This is a genomic window from Rothia sp. HMSC08A08 (assembly GCF_001808385.1).
GTDB classification, from domain to species: Bacteria; Actinomycetota; Actinomycetes; order Actinomycetales; family Micrococcaceae; genus Rothia; species Rothia dentocariosa.
Genome location: NZ_KV793072.1, coordinates 18,270 through 42,679, shown reverse-complemented (window position 1 = coordinate 42,679; position 24,410 = coordinate 18,270). Strand labels below are relative to the sequence as shown.

At 57.0% G+C, this 24,410-nt stretch carries 16 protein-coding genes and 1 tRNA gene; 7 read left to right on the top strand and 10 right to left on the bottom strand.

The window, feature by feature from the left end:
- Positions 1-2: 2 nt before the first annotated feature.
- The 3 genes from tgt to HMPREF3164_RS06230 form a co-directional block, all read right to left on the bottom strand.
- Positions 3-1,304 (bottom strand): tRNA guanosine(34) transglycosylase Tgt, encoded by a 1,302-nt coding sequence (gene tgt / locus HMPREF3164_RS06240; RefSeq protein WP_048754561.1) that lies wholly within the window; start codon positions 1,302-1,304, stop codon positions 3-5.
- A gap of 185 nt (positions 1,305-1,489) precedes the next feature.
- Positions 1,490-2,752 carry a glycoside hydrolase family 76 protein gene (locus HMPREF3164_RS06235; protein ID WP_070449665.1) on the bottom strand — a complete coding sequence of 421 codons (1,263 nt, stop codon included), beginning with the start codon at positions 2,750-2,752 and terminating at the stop codon, positions 1,490-1,492.
- Positions 2,753-2,828: 76 nt separating this feature from the next.
- Positions 2,829-3,923 carry a pseudouridine synthase gene (locus tag HMPREF3164_RS06230; RefSeq protein WP_070449661.1) on the bottom strand — a complete coding sequence of 365 codons (1,095 nt, stop codon included), beginning with the start codon at positions 3,921-3,923 and terminating at the stop codon, positions 2,829-2,831.
- 367 nt (positions 3,924-4,290) lie between these two features.
- Here HMPREF3164_RS06230 and HMPREF3164_RS06225 point away from each other — a divergent pair, with 367 nt between their 5' ends.
- Positions 4,291-4,917, top strand: a complete 627-nt coding sequence (locus HMPREF3164_RS06225; protein WP_070449657.1) for a TetR/AcrR family transcriptional regulator — start codon at positions 4,291-4,293, stop codon at positions 4,915-4,917.
- 97 nt (positions 4,918-5,014) lie between these two features.
- Here HMPREF3164_RS06225 and HMPREF3164_RS06220 read toward each other — a convergent pair whose 3' ends face one another.
- Complete coding sequence (locus HMPREF3164_RS06220) at positions 5,015-10,606, bottom strand: Lhr family helicase (RefSeq protein WP_070449653.1); 5,592 nt, start codon at positions 10,604-10,606, stop codon at positions 5,015-5,017.
- A gap of 190 nt (positions 10,607-10,796) precedes the next feature.
- Between HMPREF3164_RS06220 and HMPREF3164_RS06215 the strand changes: the two genes are divergently transcribed.
- The 3 genes from HMPREF3164_RS06215 to HMPREF3164_RS06205 all read left to right on the top strand — a co-directional run bounded on the left by HMPREF3164_RS06215 (position 10,797) and on the right by HMPREF3164_RS06205 (position 13,129).
- Positions 10,797-11,381 carry a malonic semialdehyde reductase gene (locus HMPREF3164_RS06215; RefSeq protein WP_070449648.1) on the top strand — a complete coding sequence of 195 codons (585 nt, stop codon included), beginning with the start codon at positions 10,797-10,799 and terminating at the stop codon, positions 11,379-11,381.
- A gap of 323 nt (positions 11,382-11,704) precedes the next feature.
- A complete protein-coding gene (locus HMPREF3164_RS06210; RefSeq protein ID WP_070449646.1) occupies positions 11,705-12,289 on the top strand; it encodes a malonic semialdehyde reductase in 585 nt (194 codons plus the stop codon).
- A 183-nt stretch (positions 12,290-12,472) separates the two neighbouring features.
- Positions 12,473-13,129: a malonic semialdehyde reductase gene (locus HMPREF3164_RS06205; protein ID WP_244864654.1), complete on the top strand. Its 657-nt coding sequence runs from the start codon at positions 12,473-12,475 to the stop codon at positions 13,127-13,129.
- A 291-nt stretch (positions 13,130-13,420) separates the two neighbouring features.
- Here HMPREF3164_RS06205 and HMPREF3164_RS06200 read toward each other — a convergent pair whose 3' ends face one another.
- The 5 genes from HMPREF3164_RS06200 to HMPREF3164_RS06180 form a co-directional block, all read right to left on the bottom strand.
- The gene (locus tag HMPREF3164_RS06200; protein ID WP_013398462.1) at positions 13,421-14,302 is read right to left on the bottom strand and encodes a DUF4232 domain-containing protein; all 882 of its coding nucleotides are present in this window, start codon (positions 14,300-14,302) and stop codon (positions 13,421-13,423) included.
- A gap of 1 nt (position 14,303) precedes the next feature.
- On the bottom strand, positions 14,304-14,624 hold the full coding sequence (locus HMPREF3164_RS06195; protein ID WP_004006570.1) for a 2Fe-2S iron-sulfur cluster-binding protein: 321 nt from the start codon (positions 14,622-14,624) through the stop codon (positions 14,304-14,306).
- 217 nt (positions 14,625-14,841) lie between these two features.
- Positions 14,842-16,029 (bottom strand): cell wall biosynthesis glycosyltransferase, encoded by a 1,188-nt coding sequence (locus HMPREF3164_RS06190; protein ID WP_070449642.1) that lies wholly within the window; start codon positions 16,027-16,029, stop codon positions 14,842-14,844.
- Positions 16,030-16,050: 21 nt separating this feature from the next.
- Positions 16,051-17,397: a hypothetical protein gene (locus tag HMPREF3164_RS06185; RefSeq protein WP_070449640.1), complete on the bottom strand. Its 1,347-nt coding sequence runs from the start codon at positions 17,395-17,397 to the stop codon at positions 16,051-16,053.
- A 506-nt stretch (positions 17,398-17,903) separates the two neighbouring features.
- Positions 17,904-17,976: transfer RNA gene (locus HMPREF3164_RS06180), tRNA-Arg, on the bottom strand.
- A 482-nt stretch (positions 17,977-18,458) separates the two neighbouring features.
- On the opposite strand from HMPREF3164_RS06180, the gene HMPREF3164_RS06175 reads away from it, so the two are divergent.
- The 3 genes from HMPREF3164_RS06175 (at position 18,459) to HMPREF3164_RS06165 (ending at position 22,855) form a co-directional block, all read left to right on the top strand.
- Positions 18,459-20,309 carry a phosphoenolpyruvate carboxykinase (GTP) gene (locus tag HMPREF3164_RS06175; protein ID WP_048754571.1) on the top strand — a complete coding sequence of 617 codons (1,851 nt, stop codon included), beginning with the start codon at positions 18,459-18,461 and terminating at the stop codon, positions 20,307-20,309.
- Positions 20,310-20,668: 359 nt separating this feature from the next.
- A complete protein-coding gene (locus tag HMPREF3164_RS06170; RefSeq protein ID WP_070449638.1) occupies positions 20,669-21,181 on the top strand; it encodes an RrF2 family transcriptional regulator in 513 nt (170 codons plus the stop codon).
- A gap of 504 nt (positions 21,182-21,685) precedes the next feature.
- On the top strand, positions 21,686-22,855 hold the full coding sequence (locus tag HMPREF3164_RS06165; protein WP_048753340.1) for an FAD-binding oxidoreductase: 1,170 nt from the start codon (positions 21,686-21,688) through the stop codon (positions 22,853-22,855).
- 148 nt (positions 22,856-23,003) lie between these two features.
- Here the strand turns inward: HMPREF3164_RS06165 and HMPREF3164_RS06160 are convergent, their stop codons facing one another.
- The gene (locus HMPREF3164_RS06160; protein WP_070449635.1) at positions 23,004-24,407 is read right to left on the bottom strand and encodes a phosphomannomutase/phosphoglucomutase; all 1,404 of its coding nucleotides are present in this window, start codon (positions 24,405-24,407) and stop codon (positions 23,004-23,006) included.
- Positions 24,408-24,410 lie beyond the last annotated feature (3 nt).

Genomic DNA, 24,410 nt, shown 5'->3' with positions numbered 1-24,410 from the left:
ATTTAGGGCTTCTTACCAGAGTAATAGTTACCGAGGAATTCGTCACGGTACTCAAAGTAGGTGCCGTCTGCAATCGCGGCGCGCGCATCATCGACCATGCGCACAATAAACCGCTCATTATGAATGGAAGCGAGGGTTGCCGCCAGCCGCTCATCCGCCTTGAACAGGTGCCGCAGATAGGCGCGCGTATAGTGTGCGCACGTATAGCAATCGCACCCCTCATAGATGGGCGAGAAATCTGCCTTGAACCGGGCATTCGTCACGTTAAAACGTCCGGTGGGGGAGTAGAGCGCCGCGTTACGCGCCACGCGGGTGGGCGAGACACAGTCGAAGGTATCCACGCCGTTTTCCAGTCCCACAAAAATATCGTCCGGTTCCGAAATACCCAGCAGGTGGCGGGGCTTAGCCTCCGGGAGTTCTTCGGCGCACCAGCGCACAATGGTGCCTAGGTTCTCCTTTTCGAGGGCACCCCCGATACCGAACCCATCGAAAGGCATATCACCTAAATCGCGGCAGGCTTTGCGGCGTAAATCCTCATACTGCGCGCCCTGAATCACCCCAAAAAGTGCTTGGTAGGGTTTGCCCGTGCGCTCATCCGTGAGCCGTTCATGCTCGGCAATGCAGCGCAGCGCCCACAGACGGGTGCGTTCCAGCGCCTCTTCCTGGTATCCGCGGGAATTGTACAGAGTAGTCAGCTCGTCGAAGGCAAACATGATATCTGCCCCGATCTGATGCTGCACCTGCATTGAAACTTCGGGGGTGAAACGGTGAATAGACCCGTTGATATGGGATTTAAAATTCACGCCGTCATCATCAATATGCGCCAGGCGCTCCTTGCCGTGAGCTACATCGTCGTCGCCAATCGGGCGCCCGTCGGCACCCTTCGCATCGGCAACGGTTCCCATGTCAATCACCTTTTTGAACCCCGAACCCAGGCTCATCACCTGGAACCCGCCGGAGTCGGTGAAGGTTGGCCCGTCCCAGTTCATAAACCGCCCCAGCCCGCCAGCGGCATCTAGAATCTCGGGTCCGGGCTGCAGATACAGGTGGTAGGCGTTCGCCAAAAGCGCCTGCGCCCCGAGTTCCTTCATTGCTTCGGGAAGCACCGCCTTAACGGTCGCCTTCGTACCCACGGGCGTGAAGGCGGGAGTCTCAATATCGCCGTGCGGGGTGCGAATCACACCCGTGCGCCCCAAAAACTGCCCGCCATTAGCCTCAACACGCTCGGCAGACGGGGATGCGGTCTCGGCAAGGCGGCTCGTGACGGTAAAACCGAAGTCGGGGTGGGGGAACTCGTTGTTCATCTGTGCCTTTGAAATATACGGGTACGACCAGGGAAAATGCGCTTACTCCGGGGAGGAGTGCGCACGGCTATTATACAGGCGCGGCACGTCAGAGCATCTGCAGACCCGCGCCGTCTCACCCCATGTCTAGGGGCATGACGGGACGAGCCTGATAAGCGGCGCACCCCACCAGAGCCGGAAAAGCATTAGTCTTCCACGCTCAGGTGGGCGGCGGCCTCCAGAGTCATCCACGCCTGAAGCTGACCGGATAGTTCCACGGGCTTACCTGCGGCGATCGCATCGCGCGCGGATACGGTGAACTTCGGTGAGAAAATGGCGACCGTCCGGTCACGAATTTCGTTCGGGTCAATACCAGGTTCATTCAGCGGCAGGGTGGGGTCGAATTCGCGGCGTCCCTCCCACACCGCGCGGGCACTGCCGTACACGAGGGCGCTCGCCAGGGATCGTGCCTCCGGGCTGAGCATAGTGGACATTGCCGCTTGCGCCAGGTAGCGCACCAGAATACCGGTGAAGAGCGCACCGTCACCGTCGCTACCGGAGTGAAGTACGAGATGATGTGAACCGTCCGAGAACTCGAAATCTTCGCTGAGGTTTTTGACGATTCCGACGATCAGGCGTTCGGCGCGCAGCAGGTATTCTTCACGGCGGTCGTCTGAAATTTCCGAGGATTCCGCAAGCGTCAGAAGCACCGCTAAGGTTGTGCCCTGATTGTAGGTGTAGATATTGCGTTCTACGTCAAAGGGAACATTACGGCGGCCAGTGACGTCATCAACCATCACATCCTGCGGGCGCAGGTTAGCACCATCGAAGTAGAGCATACGGTCGCCGTCCCAAAGAACGTCGTTGAGCCAGGACATAAGATTCTGCGCGGTTTTTATCTGCCCGATGCGCGCAAAAGCAAGGGCCGCGGGAGCGGTTGCCGGAGTATTGCAGAAGTCTCGTTTGCCTTTGGACCAGCTCATGCCGCCACAGGAATGAAGGCCGGTGTTAAGCCTTTCAAAGAGTACCGATCCTGCATCCTGCGCCGTAACGTCCGAGGCGCCGGTTATTGTTTTACTAAGCCTATTGAGCCGCCCCACGGCGAGCGCCAACCATGCCATATCGTCATAGAAGTCGTTTGCAAATCCCAGGTTGCGGGTATGGATGCCGCGTACCACGCTCCTGGCGGTGGCGAGCATGTTCTGGGCTTGTTCGGTGTCGCCTTCACGGACGGCACGTTCGCCCGCATCTATAATGCAGTCGAGTAAGTGCGCCTGCCACCAGTAATGCCATTCGGCAAACCGTGCTCCTAGACCACGCGATTCGGGCATCTGCACTGCCCCGAGCAGGGTTCCGGGTACGCCAAAAACGCGGCGGGTGTATCGACTAAGGATAGAGTCGGCGGCACGCGAGGCGCGTTGCGCATGCTCGGTGCTGGGGACTGATTCAGAAGGGTGGTTGGAGGTCACGTTCTTTCTTCCTTGCTTATGAAAGCTACCTACGATACTGCCACGAGAGGCGAGGTGCTACCACATTATCGCATTATTAGTACTGGGGTCGTGCCACATTTCGCGGTGCGAGAGAAAGCGTGCGTGCGCTGTACAGGGTGAGCGGTTTGCCCGTGAAGGGATGTACACAGTCAAGACGATGCGCTAGAAGCTGTAGCGGCACAGATGCATCGTTTGGTGCTGTTGGCAGAACCTGCGGGTAGAGAACGTCGCCGAAGATCGGGGTTCCGAGCAGGTTCAGGTGCGCCCGCAGCTGGTGCATTTTGCCGGTGTGCGGAGTGAGTTCGTAGAGGGCGAGTTCTTCGCCGGGCACCGGATAGGACAGATACGGGTTTTGTTCGCCAGATTTGAGAGGAACACTTTGTGGCGCTTGATAGATTTCTCGGATGCGCACCAGAGTTTCCGCGTTCACGCTAAGGCCTGCGCGCTCGCATTCGCGTGCCGAGTACTGCCGCACCTGTAGAATATTGCGATCCTTGTCGATGCGGCTGCGCACCTGCACGCCTTCGCCCAGCATGCTCTCACGCAGGTCTTCACCTGGTGCCGGGGCGATAGCAAGGTAGGTTTTGGTGACCTGCCGGTTCTGAAACATCATCTGGAAGGGGCCGCGTGCGTCTCGAGTTTTGGCGAAGAGTAAAATCCCCGCGGTGGGGCGGTCCAGCCGGTGAACGGGCGTGAGCAGAGGATTATTCTCGCGTACCCGCAGTTTGGTGAGTGCGGTCTGCACGACATAGGCGCCGCGCGGGGTGACGGGCAGATAGTGCGGCTTATCTACGGCGAGCAGGTGCTCGTCTTCATAGAGGATCGGAAGGTCATCCGGTAGCGGCGGTTCTTCGGGAAGTGGGCGGTAGTACCAGATTCTCAGACCGGGCAGATATGGGGTTTGATCGGTGAGGATCGCGCCGTCATCGGTGCGCACCTCGTGCCGGGCGAAACAGTCGAGGATTGTTGCGGGGTCTTCGGGCGAGAATCGACTGATGAGGTACTGAGCCACCGTGCTGGGGTGTGCATCCGGCCCCTGGGTCGTCTCATGCAGTACTGGATGCGCGGGCAGAGTCAGCGATACGGGGTCTATGCCCGCGCGCTGGGGCAGGGGTGGTGTGAAGAGGTGGCGATTGACTCGTCGCGGCATAGGTTGATTGTAGCGTGCTTTGTGAGTTGGCCTGTTCGGTGGAAACCTCTAGCTTCCTGCGTGAAAGTATAAGGACCGCGCCTTGAAGACAGCACATACTTAGGCCATCATGGCACGACCCTCTCATATTTTGGGTGGTATATGAACAGTGTGAAGTTAATGCGAAATATTCCTCGCAAAAGTGTCTAATAAATAAATAAAATCATAAAATTTGTTTCACTACCGTGAAGCATGGAACTGCTTAATAACGCGGCAAAATCAGCGTATAAGCATTAAACTTCATATTAAGTTTTATAGGTAGCGGCTTAGGGTTAGCGCGGTACTATTAAAAAAAGAGGTTCGAGAAATCGAACGATTAGAGGGATATATGGAACACAATGCACGCAACGAAGCTAAGCACACCGAACCCGCACAAAAAGCCTCTGAAAAAGCAGCTAAGAAGACGTGGCAGAGCGGTCAGCGTCTGACTCCGGCGCAACGGGAAGAACAAATCCTGCAGGTCGCGGCGGCTCATTTTGCGCAGTACGGTGTTGTGGCAGCCTGCATGAGCAGCATCGCTCGTGAGGCCAGTATTACTCGGGCACTGCTGTACCATTACTTCCCCGGCAAAGAGTCTTTGGCGGCGGCGGTAACCCGGCGCGAAGCACGGGCTGTCCTTGAAGCGCTCAGCGAGCACCACCCTAACCCGGTGGAGGCTCTTCGTGTTGAGCTGCGTTCCTACTTCGCCCATGTTGCTGAAGGCGGCAGTGAAAGCGATGCTCCCAGTACTCCTGACGAATACTTGGAATGGATGCTCGAACGCACTGAAATGCCCGTTAATGACCGCACCCGCATGATTTTAGGCGGATGGCTGCATCTAGTCGATTACTTCGCCCGGCATGTGGTGCAGGGCAGCCCGCGCGGTAACATTCCGGCGGGTGCACGCGCCATGCGCGTCGATGAAGCTATCGACATCTGCGTTGGCGTGGCAGACACCATGACCGGCGGTTACTAAGCTAGAGCTTCTCAACGAGATCCCACATCGGGAGTTACCGAAAATATTTCGGTTCTCCTCGATGCAGGGGCTTTCTGCACTTAAAGACCTCGGCATTTTAGAGGGAGCGGCGCATCCGCAGACCGCGCGGAGTTGTGTAAAAGCCCTGCGCAAGCAGCGTGCGCCGTAACGCCACCACCGGATGCTCGGGCAGCCGGCCAGAATCGGTCTTCGACGCTCCCCGGTGAGTCGGCGGTTCCGGGGTTGCCAGAATATCACAATCGTTGAGTTTTTCCACCACGATTTTCTCAGCAATACCCGCCTGCACGATGCGCGCCAGCAGCGGGGCCGCAGCCTCAAGTTTGAGCGGATCAGCCGTGAAAGACAGCAGGGTTTTGCCGCCGCGTTCCAGATAGAGGACCGCTTCACCATCGAGCAGGATGAGGCAGGCACCCGCCTTACGCCCCGGACGATGCCGCACGGACTGGGCGGTCTCTGTGCCTTCGCGCGCAGCCTCTTCCGCACCGCCGAATGTAGAAGAGACCGAGAGCAAGCTGGGGACGGAAGGCCACGTGAGCGCCGCACCATAAGGATTCGCCGGATCTGTAGCCGCCAGCAGAACACCCTCAAATAAACCGAATACTTCCTCGTTTTTTATTCGTTTTACCCCGGTATTTTGCGGATTATCAGCGCCAATATTAGCGTAGGAACGCACCGCATCCACTGTTGCTGGGGAGGCGAACTGAGCCGCACCCAGCCCCTCAATGAAGTATCCGCGCCGCACCAGGGCACGTTCCTCGGCAGCCGCATAGACGCGGTACAAGGCCGCAAAGCCGCCGGGAACATCCTCAGAGGCGAGCGCGCCGCGGGTGAGCACACCGTACCTGTCTAAGAGAAGTTCCGCGCGTGCATAGGCGGTAACGGTGGCATCTGCCTCTTGCGAGGACTCGGTGCCTGGTGGCTGGGGAAGGCTAATATGGCTGAACCGCCCAGAATCCCGGGCCGAAACCTGCGGATCAGAAGAGCCGGAACGAGTGCCGCCCAAGCCGCTATACCTGCGCGGATAAGCACCCGAAGAAGTACGTGCCGCAGACAGTCGCGCGGCACCGCGCCTGCGCACCGGGCGCGCCAAGGGAGCGGCGGGCCGCACCGGATGCGCGCTCGACCCGCCCGCCAGCATGGCACGTACCGGGGCGAAAGTATCGTTCGTGACCAACCCAGCCCACACCAGGCGCCACAGTGCGGCAGACACCTCCGAAGCCTCCGGAAAATGCACAACCTCGCCCGAGGCGGCGCGAGAGGTCAAGATGTCGTTCACGCGCTCACGAAGCGGCATAAAGAACAGCCCGCCGCCAGAAAGCGCCTCAAAGACGGCGTGCTCCACCGAGCCCAGCTCATCCAAGGCCTGCGTGCGGGAAGAATCGGGCAGGGTCAGCTCGGCGGATTCGGTAAGATGCAGGCTCACCCAGCCGTCATTGCCGGAGATTTCGCCCTCACCGCGCCAAAGCACCTCTCCGCTGGCCAGCAGACCATCTAACAGCTGCGGCGAATAATCACGCACCCGAGCTGGCAAGACGAGGGTCTCCAGGGCAGAGGCGGGCACACGCACCCCGGCCAGCTGATCGATGACCGTCAGCAAGCCCTCGCGACCCTCTAATGCCTCGGTGGATGAACCTTTGCTCTCGACAAGAACCTGAACCGTGCGTTCGGGCTCGTAATACGCACCGTACTCGGTGGTTTCCGCGAGCCTGCGCGAAACCTTGACCGTCTGCGCACGCACTCCCTGCCAGGCGGGCAGGAACGCGCCATAAGCACGCTGCGGTACCGGCTCAATCTCGCGGCGCAGCGCCGCCAACGACCGGGCACGAAGCAGGCGAAGTACCTCGGCATCCACCCATTCCAGGCTTGCCGTGGGCGCGGGGGAGAGCGGTATCGTATCGGCTGCCTCCGCGCGAGATACACGCAGTTCCTCGGGCAGGTATTCGCCCGAGAACAGTCGATTTTGCGTCTCTAAAGCGCGTAAAACCGGCAGAATAGCACCCGAACCCGTCGGCGTGATGCGGCTGAAATGGGCGCTCGCCTCGGCTGCGGTAAAGGGGATGTGCGTGCGCGCATACCGCGAGATTAGGTCTTCGAGCGGCGCGGCGACTGGCATGAGGTACGCCTGAGCAATCCCGACCGGAAGCGGCAGCCCTAGCCCGTCGCGCAGCCGGGCGGCATCTTCCACGGCGGCATAGATCGGTTCCGTGCTACCCGCTATATTTGAGTGCGGATTGATAACGAATGCCCTGCGGGATGCGACCAGCTCTTCGGCAAGCGTGCGCGCCTCTTCGGCGGTGGCGTGCGGGGTAGTTTCAAGGTCTTCTTCCAGTAGACCCTCGGCGGTATTTTCGGCTGAATCCCCGGTTTCATGTGAAATATCAGCCTTTTTAGATCGACTTTCGCTGCCTTTTGGAGTGCTCCAAGAGACCTCGGGCACGGCCTCAACCCCGGACCCCTCATTCCCGCGCAGCCGTAGCGCCAGCTCCCTCGCCGTGAGCGGACCGAGTTGGCGCAGAAGATCCGCCACGCCCTCAACCCCGCGTGCCCGATACTTCGCCCCGGTGCGCTGAAGACGCTCCTGAACCTCAAGAATCACCTGTGGATCCAGCAGATCGCGCAGCTGAGCGGTACCCAGCAGCTCCGCCAAAAGCGCCGGATCCAGTGCCAAGGCGGCAGCGCGGCGTTCGGCGGCGGGCGCATCCGTATCGTAAATATGTTCCGCCACGTACTCGAAAAGCATGGTGCGGGCAAAAGGCGAAGGCCCCTCGGTCTGCACCTGCGACAGGCTGATGCGCCGCGCGGCAATATCCCGATGCAGCTGAAGAAGCGCAGGAACATCATATACATCCTGCAAGCATTCGCGGGCGGTTTCCAGCAGGATTGGGAACTCGGGGTATTTGCGCGCAACATCCAACAGCTGCGCCGAACGCTGGCGCTGCTGCCATAGGGGAGTGCGCCTGCCCGGATCGCGGCGCGGCAGAAGCAGGGCACGGGCGGCGCTCTCTCGAAAACGAGATGCGAAAAGCGCCGATTCGCCCACACGATCCTTGACAATCTCCTCTAGTTCATCGGGCTCGAAGAGAAAAAGCTCAGCACCCGGCGGGGTATCTTCCACCGCGGGAATACGCAGCACAATACCGTCATCTGCCGCAAGTGCGCTGGCGTCGATACCGTACCGTTCCTGCACGCGGGTGCCCACCGCCACAGCCCAAGGTGCGTGCACCGGATACCCGTACGGCGAATGCAAAATAACACGCCAATCTCCCAGCTCATCGCGGCAGCGCTCCACCACAAACCGCTTATCTGTGGGGACCACGCCGGTAGCCTCGCGCTGCTCCCGAATATAAGCGAGCAGATTATCGCTCGCCCAAGAGTCCAGCCCTAACCGGGTCAGCTCGGCGCGTATCGCAGCCGTCGCTGAGGTGTCTTCGCTAGCGGACTCAGCACCCGCAGACTTCGCTAACTCGCGGGTAAACTGCCCCAACCGACGGCCCAGAGCCACCGGGCGGCCCACCCGCTCGCCATGCCAAAACGGCAGACGTGAAGGCTCACCGGGTGCGGGGCTCACGCGCACTGCATCGTGCGAAATGTCCTCGATGCGCCAACTGCTCGCGCCCAAGGCGATAACATCGCCCGCCCGCGATTCGTAGACCATCTCCTCGTCCAGCTCGCCCACCCGTTTAGGTGCTTTGGAATCCTCAGAACCGGCCAGGTAGACAGGAAAAAGCCCACGATCGGGAATCGTCCCGCCCGAAGTTACTGCAAGCCGCTGCGCACCGGGCCGCCCCTCAATTGTGCCGCTTGGCGCATCAGCGGTGGCGGTGCGATCCCAAATAATGCGCGGGCGAAGCTCCGCAAACTCATCGGAAGGGTACCTGCCCGCCAGCATCTCTAAAGTACTGTCAAAGAGCGCGCGCGAAAGGTTCGCGAAAGGGGCGGTGCGGCGCAGCGCCTCGTACCAGGCATCCACCCCGATAGGTCCCAGAGCGCAGGCGGCGACGGTCTGCTGGGCAAGCACATCCAGCGGGTTTGCGGGAACGGTAAGCGGTTCTAAAGACCCGGCGAGCATACCGGACAGAGCCACGGCAGAGCCCAACAAATCCCCGCGATGCTTCGGATAAAAAAGCCCGCGCGAAACCTCGCCCACGCGGTGCCCGGCACGACCCACCCGCTGTAGACCGGAAGCCACCGACGGCGGAGACGCCACCTGAATAACCTCATCCACATGCCCCATATCGATGCCGAGCTCCAGGGAACTTGTGGCGACCACACACCGCAGCGAACCATTCTTGAGGGATTCTTCGATAAGCGTGCGCTGATCCTTCGCCACCGAACCGTGATGCGCCCGCGCCAGCGGCGCAATGTCTGGTTCCTCACCAATGTCAGGCAGGGGCTCACCCGCGAGCTCGCGCCGTGAGAGCTCGCGGCGCACATGAATATCGTTGAGAGCCGCGGTAAGTTTTTCGGCGAGCCCACGCGAGTTCACGAACACGATTGTAGAACGATTATTCTCGATATCGTCCACGATGCGTTCCTGAACATAAGGCCAAATCGAGGCACGATACCCGGATGCGCGCTCGCCCTCACCGCCCGGCTTCCGTGCCCCTGCACTTGCTGCCGCGCTCGCAGTACCGTCTTGTTCGGCGGAGCTGTTCGGCAGTTCAAGAGATAATCCTTCTTCGCCGGGGAAGGTGCCGATAGCATCCGCAAGAGTATAGGATGGCGCATCATCAGCTGCCTGAACCGGCAACTCTAGTGCGTCCGGGGCTGAACCGGGCGAATCCTGTCCGCGTGGTGCCCGCTGCTCCCCGGGCGCATAGCTGCCCTGCCCGTAATCGTTTGCCCCGCCGAGTGCCGCCATATCCGGCACGGGTACCGAGAGCCGCAGATCCCAACGTTTGGGCACCTGCCGCGCCACGATTGTCACCGGGTGCACTCCGCCTAAAAATGTGGCGACGGCTTCGGGCGGGTTCACGGTTGCCGACAGTCCGATGCGCTGCACCGGCCGCTCCACCAGCTGATCGAGCCTCTCAAGGGACACAGCCAGATGCGCCCCGCGCTTGGTTCCCGCCAGGGCGTGTACCTCGTCTACAATCACAGTTGTCACACCGGTGAGTGTCGAACGTGCCGCAGAGGTCAGCATAAGGTAGAGCGATTCGGGGGTGGTTAGCAGAATATCGGGCGGGTTGCTGATCAGCTGCCGCCTCTCGCGCGCCGGGGTGTCACCGCTCCGAATACCCACGGTAATATCGGGTGGGGTTTGCCCGGATTCCTTCGCTGTATGCGCAATCCCCGCAAGCGGCGCGCGCAGGTTGCGCTCCACATCCGCCCCGAGAGCTTTCAGAGGTGAAACATACAGGATGCGCGTACCGCCCGCACGCTGCTTCATAGTCTTTTGTGTTTCCCGAGCGTCCCCGTTTTTCCGTGCCTGAGTCGATGTCGTGAGCTCGCGCTGGTCCGGTTCTGCGCTTTTGCCGCGGTAGAGCGCATCGAGTGCCCATAGGAAAGCGGCAAGGGTTTTGCCGGAGCCCGTGGGGGCGATAATAAGCGCGTTTTCGCCCTTGCTGATACTCTCCCAGGCGCCTTCCTGCGCGGCGGTCGGGGTGCCAAAAGCGTTGCGGAACCATTGCTGAGTGGCGGGTGAGAAAGGTTCTAGAGCGTCGGGCATGGTCCTATTATCCCGTATATGCCCCGGATTCTCCTTGAAAGTTTTCTCAGCGTGGCACATATTACAGGGGCAATTGTGCGCGAATACAAGACTTTTCCGTGTGATGGGGCCATAATAATTGAATATGTACATTACGTACATCATAAAATTTTACACGTAAAGTAATTTATTTCACTGAAAGGACACAGGTATGACCCGCTTGACCGAAGACCAGATCACCGCTCTCTTTCGCGAACCTCGCACCGTGAGCGCATTCACCGATCAGCCCGTCACCGACGAACAGCTAAAGAAGATCCAGGAGATCGCCTACCTGGGGCCCACGGCCTTCAATAGCCAGCCCCTGCGCATTACCTGGGTGAAGACTCTCGAAGCTCGCGAGCGCCTTGTCAAGCACATGATGGATGGGAATAAGGAGAAGACCCTCAAGGCTCCTGTAACCGCTGTGCTGGCTTTCGATAAGAACTGGCAGAAACGCTTTGGGGAATTCGCACCCCAGGCCGCTGCCTTTGAATCCTACTACGAGGCTGAAGAGGCACGTATTCCTGCGGGCGCGCTGAGCTCTGCACTTCAGGCTGGCTACTTCCTGACCGCCGTGCGCGCTCTTGGCCTGGATGCGGGCCCCATGAATGGCGCGGATTTCGATGGTATCGCCGCTGAATTCTTTGAAGGTACCGACCAGCAGCCCTTCCTCGTCGTAAACCTGGGTTATGGTGTGGCTCCCGAGTATCCGCGCGGTACCCGTTTTGAGTTTGATGACGTAACCCGCAGCATCTAAAAGCCGTGTTTCGCGCTCGCTGAGCCGCCGAGGTGCGCCTTCGGTCCCCAGCGAGAGTAAACCGCAGGAATCCGGTAGCTAGGTATATGTGTCCGGAGGCCTGCGAATATGTGGTGTACCGGTGGCTGCCGTATCTGATGATGCTGCAGCCACCGATTTTTGCTGGGCTTTGAGGGAATGGGGAACTGCCGTGGCGTGAATTCTGGGGGTAGCTTTATGGTGCGAACCGGTGCATGATGGAAAGAACGGCGCGGTAGCCTTGCGGGGGACGAATAGATTCACCATGTCGAGAGAACCTGACGTTATAGGAAAGGATATGAGAGATGACCCGTTTATCTGAGGACCAAATCACCGCTCTTTTCCGTGAGCCCCGAACTATGCGTAAATTTACCGATCAACCCGTCACTGATGATCAGCTTCGGGAGATTCAGGAGCTCACCTATCTGGGACCCACGGCCTTTAATAGTCAGCCTTTGCGTATCACATGGATCAAGAGCCCCGAGGCACGTGAGCGCCTTGTCAAGCACCTGATCGAGGCTAATCAAGAAAAGGCTCGTCAGGCACCTGTCAACGCCATACTCTCATACGATAAGGCGTGGATAGACCGTGCAGATGTGTTTAACCCCCGCGCGGCAGAGACTATCAGGAACTATTGCACGACCGAGGAAATTGTTACCTTTGCCGCTCAGCAGAGCGCCAACCTGCAGGCCGGTTACTTTATGACCGCTGTGCGCGCCCTTGGTCTAGACGCCGGTCCCTTATGGGCCGATTTTGAGGGGCTGTACGAAGAATTTTTTGCGGGAACCGACGAGCATCCCATCCTTGTGGTGAATCTAGGGTACGGTGTTCCTACCCAGTACCCGCGCGATACTCGGTTCGGATTCGACGAGGTGACCCGCAGCCTCTAGCGGCTCGTGCATCTGCACCAGGATGCACCGCCTACCGGTTTTGTGACGAAGTTTGACGGAATCTATCGGGAAAACCCCTGTGGCTATGCGTTGAAGCTGAGGCGGGTGCACTATAGAAAAGGGGAGTGGTGCGTAACGTGCCTCTTGCTCCATATGCCGCATACTCGCCGAAAGGGAAAGAACGTGAGCTCACGCAGTGCTGCCGACCGGGGCATCGAACCGGAACCCTATCTCGCGAATCCGAGCCGCCAGTCACGCCTGTCCCGTGAACAGCGTGAGGCGCTATATGAACTGCCCCGCACCTCGTATCAGTTCAGCGATGATCCGGTGACTGAAGAGCAGCTTCATGAGATTTATCGGCTTACCGCGCTCGGGCCTACCGCCTACAACAATCAGCCTTTGCGCATTACGTGGGTGCGGTCGAAGAGTGCGAAAGAACGCCTTTTGGGATATCTTCACGAAAGTAATCGCGATGCTGCCGCCAGCGCGCCCGTGAATGCGGTTCTAGGGTACGACAAGAATTGGCAGAAACGGTTCGCCGAGTTCGCTCCGCACGCCGTGGCAGCGCAGGAGTTCTTCGAGGCTGAAGAAGAACGCATTCCGCTGGGCAGGCTAAACGCACAGGTACAGGCGGGGTACTTTATTACCGTGGTGCGTGCGCTAGGTTTAGATGCCGGGCCTATCACCGGCGTAGATTTTGAGGCTCTTGCCGCCGACCCCGTTCTGCTCGGCGGTGCAGATCAACAGCCTTTCCTCGTGGTGAATCTCGGCTATGGTTTGGGCCCCTATCGGGCACGCGGGCTGCGCTTTGACTTTGAGGATGTCACGCGCACTGTTTAATTTCCGTGCTTCGCGTCCCGCCACGAGATTTTCCTGCGCTTACGGCAGCCCTGAAACGTGGCGGCGTATACCACGTGCGAGCGAGTTCCTAGCGTTTTCCTTTCATCTGGTGGTCTATCTCATAGATAGGTAAGAAATATTTCCGTATCAGGGTGATGAGGTGGAAAACTTAGGTAAACCTCGTGTATAAATAAAGCATTGTGTAGATGCTGAAGAGGCGGTTCCCGGATGAGGAACCGCCTCTTGCTGTTATCGCTTCTTCTCGAAACGAATTATTCGTGTGCTGATCGGTTACGAACCGAACTGTCCCACGGACAGCTGCTGAACCTTGCCGGTGCACGCCTCAGAAGAAGCAGAGACCGTCGTCCAGTTGCCGTCACCGGGAACCTGAACTAAGAATCCGTGTGCCATCGTCGGTGAACAGTTCTTACCCAGCGGACCAGCGTTGACCGAGGTCACTGGGGCGTTTGTAGATTCACCTGTGTGCAGAAGCGTGCCGGTGGGGTTCGTCGAACCTGCCGCCGGGCGTGCTGGTGAGCCAATCTGACTGAAATTAGAATCTGCATAGACAACCGTCGGGTTACCCTTGAGCACACAGGGCTCCTCAGAAACGTTCGTGAACGTCAGAATGAATTTCCGGGCTCCGGGGGTGCCCTTATCTTCGGAAACAGAAACCGAAAGATCGGTGATCTGGCAGGCTGACGCTAGGAGTGAACCTGAAGAACCGGTTGCTGAACGCCCTGGCTGTTTAGCTTCTGGGCTGGACGATTCTTCAGTGCCGTTATCTCCATCGTTATTCGATGAAGAGCCATCCGCATCTTTGCTTTCCTCGCCGGATGAACTCTTTTTATCGTGAGAATCCTTAGAATTGGAGTCTTTTTTCTTAGCCCCATCCTCGGAATGTTCATCGTTTGAGTGAGAGTCGTTATTATCTGTGGGGTTATCCTCAGGGCTTTGAGAACTATCCCCGCCCGCAGTACTGATAGAACCGGGGGACACAGAATGCGCCGGGTCGGAAGCACGGGTAATTTTACCCTGAGCAACGCTGGCGGATGCGCTCGGTGAAGCGTCAGTCTGCGCAGAATGATCGGCATCGGAAACGCCGCAACCTGCCAGCGTAAGGGCGCAAAGAAGTGCGGTTGCGGAGTAGAGTATCTTAGCCGAACTCGTCATATTACATCGCCGCCTGCAATTGTATAGAGGCGCCATCCATGCCGGGTGCGTATTCCACCTGGCAGCAGAGGCGCGAGTATTCGTTAGCTACGTCGTCTACCATGTCGAGGAGATCCTCCTCAGCGTCGGTACGATCGCCTGAAGCCGCGTAGTGTTCTGGATCAATAAAGGTATGGCACGTGGCACAGGATGCGTTGCCACCGCATGTTGCGAGCACGGGGAACCCGTTCGCCTGTACAGCTTCTAATAGAGTCTGGTGATCCTCCCATTCGATCTCTCGGCTGTCACCGTCTTCTCCGGTTACATTGATCTTCACGCTCACGCGCGTGTCCTCCTCACATTGTGTAGATGCACCTCTATTGTAAACTCAGAGCTTACCCCGTAAAACTTTGCGACGGGGGTATGACAGAGGCGTACCCGCGAGAAGAGTACCAAGGTTAACCCTATGATGCAGTGGTGCCGTGCACAGCGCATCCGTGACCCGTGCGCCCTAGGGAACGAGTCGAAAATGGTGAATGAGAGTGCCTTTGTTCTGGAGGTTATTCCTCGAAATCTTCCTCTGTTTCCAGGGCATGCACGATACCGCGGCAGGTATCTTTGGGATTGGCGTATCGCAGGTCCACACCAAAAATCTCGCGGATCTGACGGGCCGAATTTAGATGCCAACGTTGGCTGTCGGAGGGGGTCACAGATGTGGTAGCTTTCATACCCGGCGCCAATTTTTCGTGACGAATATCGTAGTGCTTGCCACCCATCGTAATCGTAAAACCGTGACTTTCCAGAAGATTCTTAAAAGCGTGAATATCGTGGGGAATCTTAACGCCACGCTGCGACTTGGTGCCGCGCATCCTGGGCTGCGATTCGAAGGGGTTGCGTGTTTTCACCACACCCTTGCGCACGCTGACAATCTTATGGTTGGTGTTTGAGAACTCTACCGAATAGCCGTGCAGGGAGTATACGGTACGGTTTGTACCCGGAATTGGGCGGCGATCATTCGCCTCTTCGAGGATGCGCTCCACAAGTTCTGCTGTGAGTCCCAGGGCGCTCAGCTGTTTCTCGGCATCAGGGGTGAGCTCGTAGTGTCCGCTGGGGGCGGTGAGTGTAGAGCCATCAAAAGGATGTACCGAGATAACCTCGGAGGTATTCGCGTTCAGAACGGCGGTGTACCCGAGGCGCCGGTTTGAATAATGCTGAACCTCACGTCCGAAACGGTTTTCCTGGGCAGATTCGTCGCGGCGTTCGCTGTCTGGGGCCGTAATGAGCTCAAGGACGAGCGCGTACCCCAGGTTGTTGCGCATCATATGATCGATGACACCCGGCAGTACCGGGTAGATGCGGTCGCCCGGCGGAACATCGCCATAGAAATCATTCTCAATCTGTTCGGCAATGCGTTGGTTCTCGTGCGGAACCTCAAGCAGGGGAATAAGCTGCTGACCTGAGGGTTTAATCGTGGGCTTGACCGCCGCAGGCTTGGGGGCGTTGCGATAGGCGGTCACCAGCGCCTCGTTTTGGGCAATAAATTCTGAGGCAAGAAGCGGCATGATGGTGAAATAAAGCTCCGCAGCCTCCGGGGAGATTTTGCGCCGCGCATCCAGCAGGCTTTCACCCTCTGGGTTCTGTATAGTCCAGGTGCTGCCCTCTTGCTCGGTGTATTCGTATCGCGCTAGGTGGGAGAGCTCCTGCAGACGGGCATAAAGCTCGACGGGAATGTCTATTTTCTTGTTCATAAGGTGCTTTCCTCCTAACCCCTATGAGGCTGTGGCGTTTGATTCTAGAGAATTTTCCGGGGTATCTTCAGCACCGTTGGCGTCGGTATCTGTGACGGATTGTCGAATACTCATGACGATGCGGTTATCGGGCGATATCGTAACCTGTATACCGCTTCCGTGATATTCGCGCGTCCAATCGAGGTTTACCCTTACCTTTTCGGGGGAGCTGATGGCGGAGACCATCGCATCGAAGGCTTCGCCGCCGTGGGTTTTAAGATAATTCTGCGCGCCGGAGGTGAAATCGCAGGCGGTAATATCGGGGACGCCAAGAAGCTCGCGAGCGGCTTCGGGGCTGTATTCTGTGCCGCTTCGTCCATCAAAATCATCAAACTCGTCAAGAGCGGTGATAACGGTCATAGACGCTGTATTGACATCGACTCGGTAATCGTTGTGGCGGAACCGAATAATCCAACCGTTAATGCGTTCGGCGCGACCCAGTGTGATAACTTCGCGGATAGTCACCAGATCGATATTGTCTTTTTTGAAGGTGTCCAACCGTCCCGGATCTACACGATAGTTGGCGGTGCGTTCGGCCTTGGTGATGGGATCATTCAAAGAAGGCAGCGCGGTCTTCTGCGTGTGTCCGTATACCTGGGCGGGATGCTGCGCACCGGATGCTGAAGTCTGTGAACCCGCTGGCTTTGGCGTTTGTGAAGAAGCCGTCTCGGGCTGCGGGGTTGTATTTTCCGCTGAGGACTGCGCTGCTTGGTTCGTGCGCAGCTGCTGCAGATATTCTTCAATGCGCGGAGGAGTATAGGTGAGTGTACTCTTCTTCTTGAACATCGCGGGAGAAGGCATACGGGCGATACCGGGCGTGGGGACTTGCGGCTGTTCATGAGAAGGTACCGGCTGGGCCTGCCCTAGGGGAGTGGGCACCGTAGGAACGGGTATGGGGCCAGTCTGGGTCGTATCTGCGTTATCATCACTCGCAGGTGCCTCCATCATGTCGGCGGGAGTATCCACCGCGGCGCTAATCGTGGTTTCGGGAACTAGCGGCAGAGAACCGGTGACAACCTCGTCGGCCTGAGCTGCACTAACTTCTTCACTAACTTCTTCGTGCTCTTGAGTTGAGAAAGAAACAATATCGTCGGCGTTTTCAATACGGTGTCGAAAATTCTTATACAGTATCTCGGATGCGGCGCTGAACAGCTTCTCGACGGATGCAGATTCGGCGGGTGCACAAGGACACAGAAGCTCGGTCTGATCTTCGCTATAGACTGCCCAGTGGGCGCATCGGTGATTTGCCGGATAGTATGTAATATCTTTTAGCTGAGCAATATCTATGAGGGAACCCACTAGGGATTGCGGTATCGTGAGCTGAACCATGATGTTGACGCTCCTTCGCTGTTGAAATACTTTCCCTGGAAAATTGGGGTGTATCCAGATTACCGGTATTTTTGAAGCCTGTCTTGGGATGACGGTGTTTTTAATCCCCTAGCAGATAAAAGCGGTGTTAGAGCTGGTGGCACACCGGAAACTGAGGGGCAGGCCAAGTATTTACGCGATGCGTCTGGTTGCACTGATCGTATGGATAGCCGAAATTTCATAGGCTGGTTTTGCGTTGAGACCCCCGATAGTCACCGCTTCTGAAGGCATGGGTATAGTGCCTGAGGTGAAGCTGTTTGTAGATGTGAATGCCTGCATGTTGTGACTCAGAAGGATCGGATCGTGGTTCTCTATACTCGTCAATTATACGCTATTCAATAGTTGTTTTAGGGTATAGAAACGGCGAAATCCCCGGCGATTACTCGCCGAGGACTTTCAAACTGCCACGTCTGCAGGCTTTGATAGACAGCAAAAAAGCCCTTCCTTGACAGGAAAGGCTTCGTTCGTACGCCTGAAGGGATTCGAACCCCCAACCTTCTGATCCGTAGTCAGACGCTCTATCCGTTGAGCTACAGGCGCATGCTCCTCGCGACCGGGCTTATAACTACCCGTCGCAGCAACAAACAATACTATACGGGCACCCTTGATAGCGCGCAAGTCGAAAAAGAGTGTTAGTTCTAACAAAAACCCTCAACTATTACTCGCAAAGTTCCTAAAAATGGCATAAAAACCGCGTAATTTCAATGTTTTTGCGGGGTGGGAAAATTTTTCAAAAAATTTTGGAATTCGTGGGAACGCTCGGGATTATTCGGTGAAGCTGCGCCGCATCCACAGGCAAACCAACTTAAGGACAAGAGCGCTGCAGTGGGTCAAATATAAAATACTCGACTCATCAGCTAAATGCGCTATTCTAGATGAACACGAGGATGTGGAAAATTCCACGGGCGTGTATTTTAAGGAAGCTACACGCCCTCGTTAGTTTAAAACATCCTCACAACACACTGCCTGCCGTGCCAGTGAGGTGCCCGGCAATTCTCAAGACTCAAAGGGGAAATAGGTCAATGACTGACATCTCAACCGGTACTCTTTCTGCAGAACTTGAAAAGAGCCTGCAGAACGCTCCCACAACCCACCCCGAGCTCTTAGCCTGGGTGCGCGATGTTGCAGCACTCACCGAGCCCGACCGTATCTACTGGGTTGATGGTTCCGAAGAGGAGTACAACCGACTCGCCCAAGAACTGGTCGATGCAGGTACCTTCGTACGGCTAAGCGATCATGAGTTCCCCAACTCGTATGCAGCGTTCTCTGACCCCGACGACGTGGCACGTGTGGAAGAGCGCACCTTTATCTGCTCACAGACCGAAGAAGGCGCTGGTCCTACCAACAACTGGCGTGACCCCGTGGAGATGAAGCAGACGCTCACCGGTCTTTTCAAAGGTTCGATGCGCGGGCGCACCATGTACATCATTCCTTTCGTCATGGGCTCTTTGAAAGCAAAGAACCCCAAGATGGCGGTCGAAATTACCGACTCCGCCTATGTGGTGTGCTCAATGCGCATTATGGCAACTATCGGCAAGGATGTGCTCGCGAAACTGGACGAAACTCAGGGCTTCTTCGTGAAGGCGCTTCACTCCGTAGGCGCTCCGCTTGAGCCCGGGCAGGCAGACGTGTCCTGGCCCTGCAACCCCGAGAAGTACATTGTGCAGTTCCCCGAGACCCGCGAAATCTGGTCCTTCGGGTCGGGTTATGGCGGCAATGCACTGCTGGGCAAGAAATGTTATGCACTGCGTATCGCCTCGGTTATCGGTCATGATGAGGGCTGGATGGCTGAGCACATGCTCATCCTCAAGGTCACCAACCCTGAGGGCGTTACCCGCTACATCTCCGCTGCGTTCCCCTCTGCCTGCGGTAAAACCAACTTCGCGATGATGGACCCCACCATCGACGGCTGGAAAGCCGAAATGGTCGGCGACGATATCGCGTGGATCGAATTTGACGAGAATCACCAGGCTCGCGTCGTTAACCCCGAGGCGGGGCTTTTCGGCGTGGCGCCCGGCACCGGTTACTCCACTAATCCCAACGCCATGAAGGCAATCTCTAAGGGCAATACTATCTTTACCAACGTGGCGCTCACCGATGACGGCTCCGTATGGTGGGAAGGTAAGACCGACGAGGCACCCGCGCACCTGACCGACTGGACCGGCAAGGACTGGACTCCTGAATCGGGGCGTCCCGCAGCGCACCCCAACTCGCGTTTCTGCACCCCCGCATCCCAGGTGGATATGCTCGCCCCCGAGTACTACGACCCCGAGGGTGTGCCGCTGAGCGCCATCGTGCTGGGCGGTCGCCGCAAGACTACCGTGCCGTTGGTCTCCGAATCCGATAGCTGGGAACAAGGTGTCTTCCGCGCGGTCACCCTCTCCTCTGAGACCACAGCAGCTGCAAAGGGCGCCGTCGGCGTGGTTCGCCGCGATCCCATGGCAATGCTTCCCTTCATCGGGTACAACGCGGGCGACTACTTCCAGCACTGGATCGACCTGGGTAAGAAGCACGGTGCCGAGAACATGCCGAAGGTCTACTACGTGAACTGGTTCCGCCGCACCCCCGACGGTGGCTTCGCATGGCCCGGCTTTGGTGAAAACTCCCGCGTGGTCAAGTGGATCTTCGACCGCCTCGACGGCAAGGGCGGCGGCACGCAGACTTTCCTGGGCACCGTACCCACGAAGGAAGATCTCGACCTAACCGGTCTGAGCATCAGCGATGAAGAACTTAACGCAGCACTCGCCGTTTCAAAGGACGAGTGGGTGGCCGAGTTGCCCGGCATTGACGAATGGTTAGCGAAGTTCGGCGATAAGCTCCCCGCAGAGGTCAAAGCTGAGCGTGACGCCTTGGCAAAGTCTCTTGAAGACTAAGGAACATTCGGCAATATGACACCATGGTGGGGTGGGATGCGCTGACAATGCGTATCCCACCCCACCGTTTGTGAAAGCCTGCTCTTACATTGTTGCAAAATACATCCCACCGATCGGGTGTGCAGCGCGTACAGCATGATATGGCATACTCGGGTGTGTGGGATGGTGCACAGTTTATGCAGAAAAGGTGTAAATATCCACCAATGCCTTAAAATATTGCTATACAGACTCCGCATTTTGTGTGCAGTAAAGCCATACCTAATTTTCGTGCGGGTGGTGCGAAGACTAGAATTTTCCGGTAGAACGGACAAACCCTATATTATTAGCCCTCAATAAACTGTTGAAAGGAGATACGAAGCATGCGCCTGACGGCTTTTTCAGACGTATCACTACGTATTATGATGCTTCTTTCTTCCTTGCAGGAAGGGGAAAAACTCTCGACCCAGAAGATCTCGGAGGGAGTCGGAACCCCTTATAATCACGTCGCAAAATCTGTGGCGTTCCTCGTCAATCAAGGGCTGCTTGAATCTACCCGTGGGCGATCCGGCGGCGTCCTGCTATCGGAGACGGGGCGCAAAGCGACCGTGGGGCAGGTACTTCGTAGTACCGAGGGCGATATTCCTATGATCGAATGCGAAGACGAAAACGGCAACTGCCCCCTAGATAGTTTTTGTCGTCTGCGAACGGTTTTAGCCCGCGCCCGTGAAGCTTTCTACGCTTCTGTTGACGACGTTGTTATCTCTGAACTTCCCGCTGGGGCGCGGCCTGCTGGACCCGTTTTTGTGGAACTGGGGTTGGGGCCGCTCGTGCACGAGCCTACGGAGCGAGAGCTGCCGCCCGTACCTCCCCGGACTGTCGTAGCGTTGCGGTAAAGACAAAGTCTCTGGGCGGCAAATTGTTTGTTGCTCAGAGAGTAGATGCACTGTGCGAGAGAAAGTACGCGGATAAACCGTGAAAGCGTGGAGTTTTCTCTTTTGATAGCTTGCCTCTGTCAAGGGTTGGCACCGTAAGAATATACATTGACCGTATGTGTCCGGTGTCCGCTTAAGAAGGCAGATATGTAACCTGAGACCGCCTCCGTAAGAGGGATAGGTGACTGGTGCACCGGTTTATGCGTTATAGAACGATACTTCTGTTCACCCTGCGTGAAACCTAGTGCCAGGGTGCAAAATTATTTTTATTCACATCACGGTATATCACGGCGAAAATATTCACGTAAACGCTACTATACAAAAGTTACCGCCTGTCACAAGGCTATTCTCAATATTTCAAGCCGCAAGAAAACATCGTCTTAGCGAACAGTAAATGGTGATAGTGTAAAAAGGTTTACAGACAAAGTATCGCTAAAGTCCAAGGAAGAAAGGCGCATACCCCTCATGCTTTCCGAAAAATCACGCCCGGTTATCGAGGCGACCCTGCCGATTGTCGCAGAGCGTATCGGGCACATTACACCAGACTTCTACGAGCGTATGTTCGCCGCCCGTCCCGACCTGATGGATGGTCTCTTTTCTCGGTCGTCTCAGCTCGAAGGCACCCAACCGAAGGCGCTTGCTGGGTCCATCGCGGTCTTCGCTTCCTACATTATGGAGCACCCCGATTCCTACCCTGATGAGGTGCTTTCCCGTGTGGCGCATAAGCACGCATCCTTAGGGCTTCAAGAGAATGAATACCCAACTGTCTACAAGTATCTTTTTGAGGCGATTGCCGCAGATCTGGGCGAAGCCGCAACTGAAGAGGTTGTGGACGCCTGGAGCGAAGTGTACTGGCTCATGGCGAACGCCCTGATCAAGATCGAAAAGGGACTCTATGCATCCCAGGCAAATAATGTTACCCACGCGCCCTTCAAAGTTGTTGATCGCCAAGAAACCGGCGATAACGTGGTCGTGCTGACCTTTGAACCTGCCGATAACACCCCTATGACTGAGGCGAAAGCAGGCCAGTACATTTCCATTATTACGAAGGCACGTGATGGTCTGCGCCAGCCCCGCCAATACACCCTGCTTCCGTCCGATAAAAACCAGCGTCGTATCGGAGTGAAGCTCGATCCGAACGGCGAAATGACTTCGATCATTCACGGGCTCAAGATTGGCGATGTCGTCGAGATTTCCAACCCTTATGGTGACCTCACCTTGGAGGGCTTCGGCTCTGCGGATGCGCCCCTCTACCTTTTCTCAGCGGGTATCGGCGTAACCCCTATGATTAGCTTCCTCAATGAGCTGATTGAGTCCGGTTCTCAACGTCAGGTAACCGTGGTTCACGCTGACCGTCGCCTTGATACATGGCCGCTGCGTGAGGAAATGACCGAGCTGATCGAAAAACTTCCTCACGGCAAGCTCATCTCGTTCATAGAAGACGAAGAAACTGGCGATTACCGTGGCCGTGTGGACATCGCAAAGCTGGGCATACCTGCGGAGGCGAACGTATACCTGTGCGGTCCGCTGCCGTTCATGAAGGGCGTGCGTTCCGCTCTCGTGGATGCAGGTGTACCGGCGCAGAATATCAATTACGAGATCTTTGGTCCGGACCAGTGGATGCTGCGCTCATAAAGGCTATTTTGGCGTGTAAAAGTTTGGATACGGAATAGGGAACGCGCCAGGGCTGTAAGGCGATTGTATAACCCAGCGCCAATGCATAGCAGAAGGGCGGATACCGATAATAATCGGCATCCGCCCAAAATAATGTGAGCTCAAAGAACTACTGGCGCACCAGAGCCAGAATCTCGTCGCGCACGCGCTCCATCGTGGGGATATCCGGTGCTTCAAGGTTCAGACGCAGGAACGGCTCAGTATTGGAAGGCCGCAGATTTGCCCACCAGCCTTCTTCGGTGTTGGTGAAGGTGGTACCGTCGGAGTCTTCGACCTTGACAGGCGCGCCAGCGTAGTGCGCGCGTACACGGTCTACCGCGGCTGCCTTGTCCTCAATCTCGGAGTTGATCTCACCGGACGCGACATAGGGGGAGTAGCTGGCGCTGATCTCGGAGAGCGCCTGGTTACCGCCGCCGAGGGCCGCGAGCACGTGCATCGCGGCGAGCATACCGGTGTCTGCGTTGAAGAAGTCCTTGAAATAGTAGTGCGCGGAGTGCTCACCGCCGAAAATACCGGATTCTTCAGCCATGACTGCCTTGATGAAGGAGTGACCCACACGGGTTTTCACAGCGCGCCCACCGAGCTTTTCGACGAGCTCGGGTACGGCCTTGGACGTGATGAGGTTATAAATAATAACCGGCTGCTCATTGCCTTCCGCCTTAGCACGCGCGATTTCACGTTCTGCCACGAGCGCGGTAATGGCGGAGGGGGTGACCGCGTTACCCTTCTCATCAATCACGAAGCAGCGGTCGGCATCGCCGTCAAAGGCAAGGCCGATGTCTGCGCCGTGCTCAACAACTGCTTTCTGCAGATCGACAAGGTTAGCGGGTTCAAGCGGGTTAGCCGGGTGGTTCGGGAAAGTGCCGTCAAGCTCAAAGTAGAGGGGCACGATCTCAAGTGGAAGCGCGGGCAGAAGAGCATCCCCCAAGACGGCGGGTGTGGTCTTACCGCCCATGCCGTTACCTGCATCCACAACAACCTTGAGGGGGCGAATATTGGAGAGGTCCACGAGCTTACGCAAGTACTCGGCGTAGGCTTTGAGAACGTCCTTTTCAGTGACGACGCCGGGATTCTCAACGGTAGGGATAGAGCCTTCGTCAAGGTACTTCTGAGCAAGATCACGAATATCGAAAAGACCGGTTTCGGAGGATACAGGAACCGCCCCGGCCTTAGCCATTTTCATGCCATTGTATTCGGCGGGGTTGTGGCTTGCGGTGAAAGTAACGCCTGCCGCATTCTCAATACCGCATGCAAAGTAGAGCACGTCGGTTGAAATGAGACCGATTTTTTGGACATTTGCGCCGCGTGCGGTGGCACCTTCAGCGAATGCATCCATGAATTCGGGGGAGGAGGGGCGCATGTCACCGCCCACCAAAACGGTCTGACCAGCCAGACCGAGCACATCAACAAAAGCGGCACCGGTTGCACGCACAGTTTCGTGGGTAATAGTTTCGCCGACGATACCGCGAACGTCGTACGCCTTAAATGAGTCTTTGAGGTTAATAGTAGTCACTCG

Bases quoted from the DNA above. Each gene is read 5' to 3' on its own strand.
- HMPREF3164_RS06165 (WP_048753340.1), top strand. From the start codon at position 21,686: ATGCTTTCCGAAAAATCACGCCCGGTTATCGAGGCGACCCTGCCGATT.
- HMPREF3164_RS06210 (WP_070449646.1), top strand. From the start codon at position 11,705: ATGACCCGTTTATCTGAGGACCAAATCACCGCTCTTTTCCGTGAGCCC.
- HMPREF3164_RS06225 (WP_070449657.1), top strand. From the start codon at position 4,291: ATGGAACACAATGCACGCAACGAAGCTAAGCACACCGAACCCGCACAA.
- HMPREF3164_RS06185 (WP_070449640.1), bottom strand. From the start codon at position 17,397: ATGGTTCAGCTCACGATACCGCAATCCCTAGTGGGTTCCCTCATAGAT.
- HMPREF3164_RS06190 (WP_070449642.1), bottom strand. From the start codon at position 16,029: ATGAACAAGAAAATAGACATTCCCGTCGAGCTTTATGCCCGTCTGCAG.
- tgt (WP_048754561.1), bottom strand. From the start codon at position 1,304: ATGAACAACGAGTTCCCCCACCCCGACTTCGGTTTTACCGTCACGAGC.
- HMPREF3164_RS06230 (WP_070449661.1), bottom strand. From the start codon at position 3,923: ATGCCGCGACGAGTCAATCGCCACCTCTTCACACCACCCCTGCCCCAG.
- HMPREF3164_RS06220 (WP_070449653.1), bottom strand. From the start codon at position 10,606: ATGCCCGACGCTCTAGAACCTTTCTCACCCGCCACTCAGCAATGGTTC.
- HMPREF3164_RS06170 (WP_070449638.1), top strand. From the start codon at position 20,669: ATGCGCCTGACGGCTTTTTCAGACGTATCACTACGTATTATGATGCTT.
- HMPREF3164_RS06175 (WP_048754571.1), top strand. From the start codon at position 18,459: ATGACTGACATCTCAACCGGTACTCTTTCTGCAGAACTTGAAAAGAGC.
- HMPREF3164_RS06215 (WP_070449648.1), top strand. From the start codon at position 10,797: ATGACCCGCTTGACCGAAGACCAGATCACCGCTCTCTTTCGCGAACCT.
- HMPREF3164_RS06200 (WP_013398462.1), bottom strand. From the start codon at position 14,302: ATGACGAGTTCGGCTAAGATACTCTACTCCGCAACCGCACTTCTTTGC.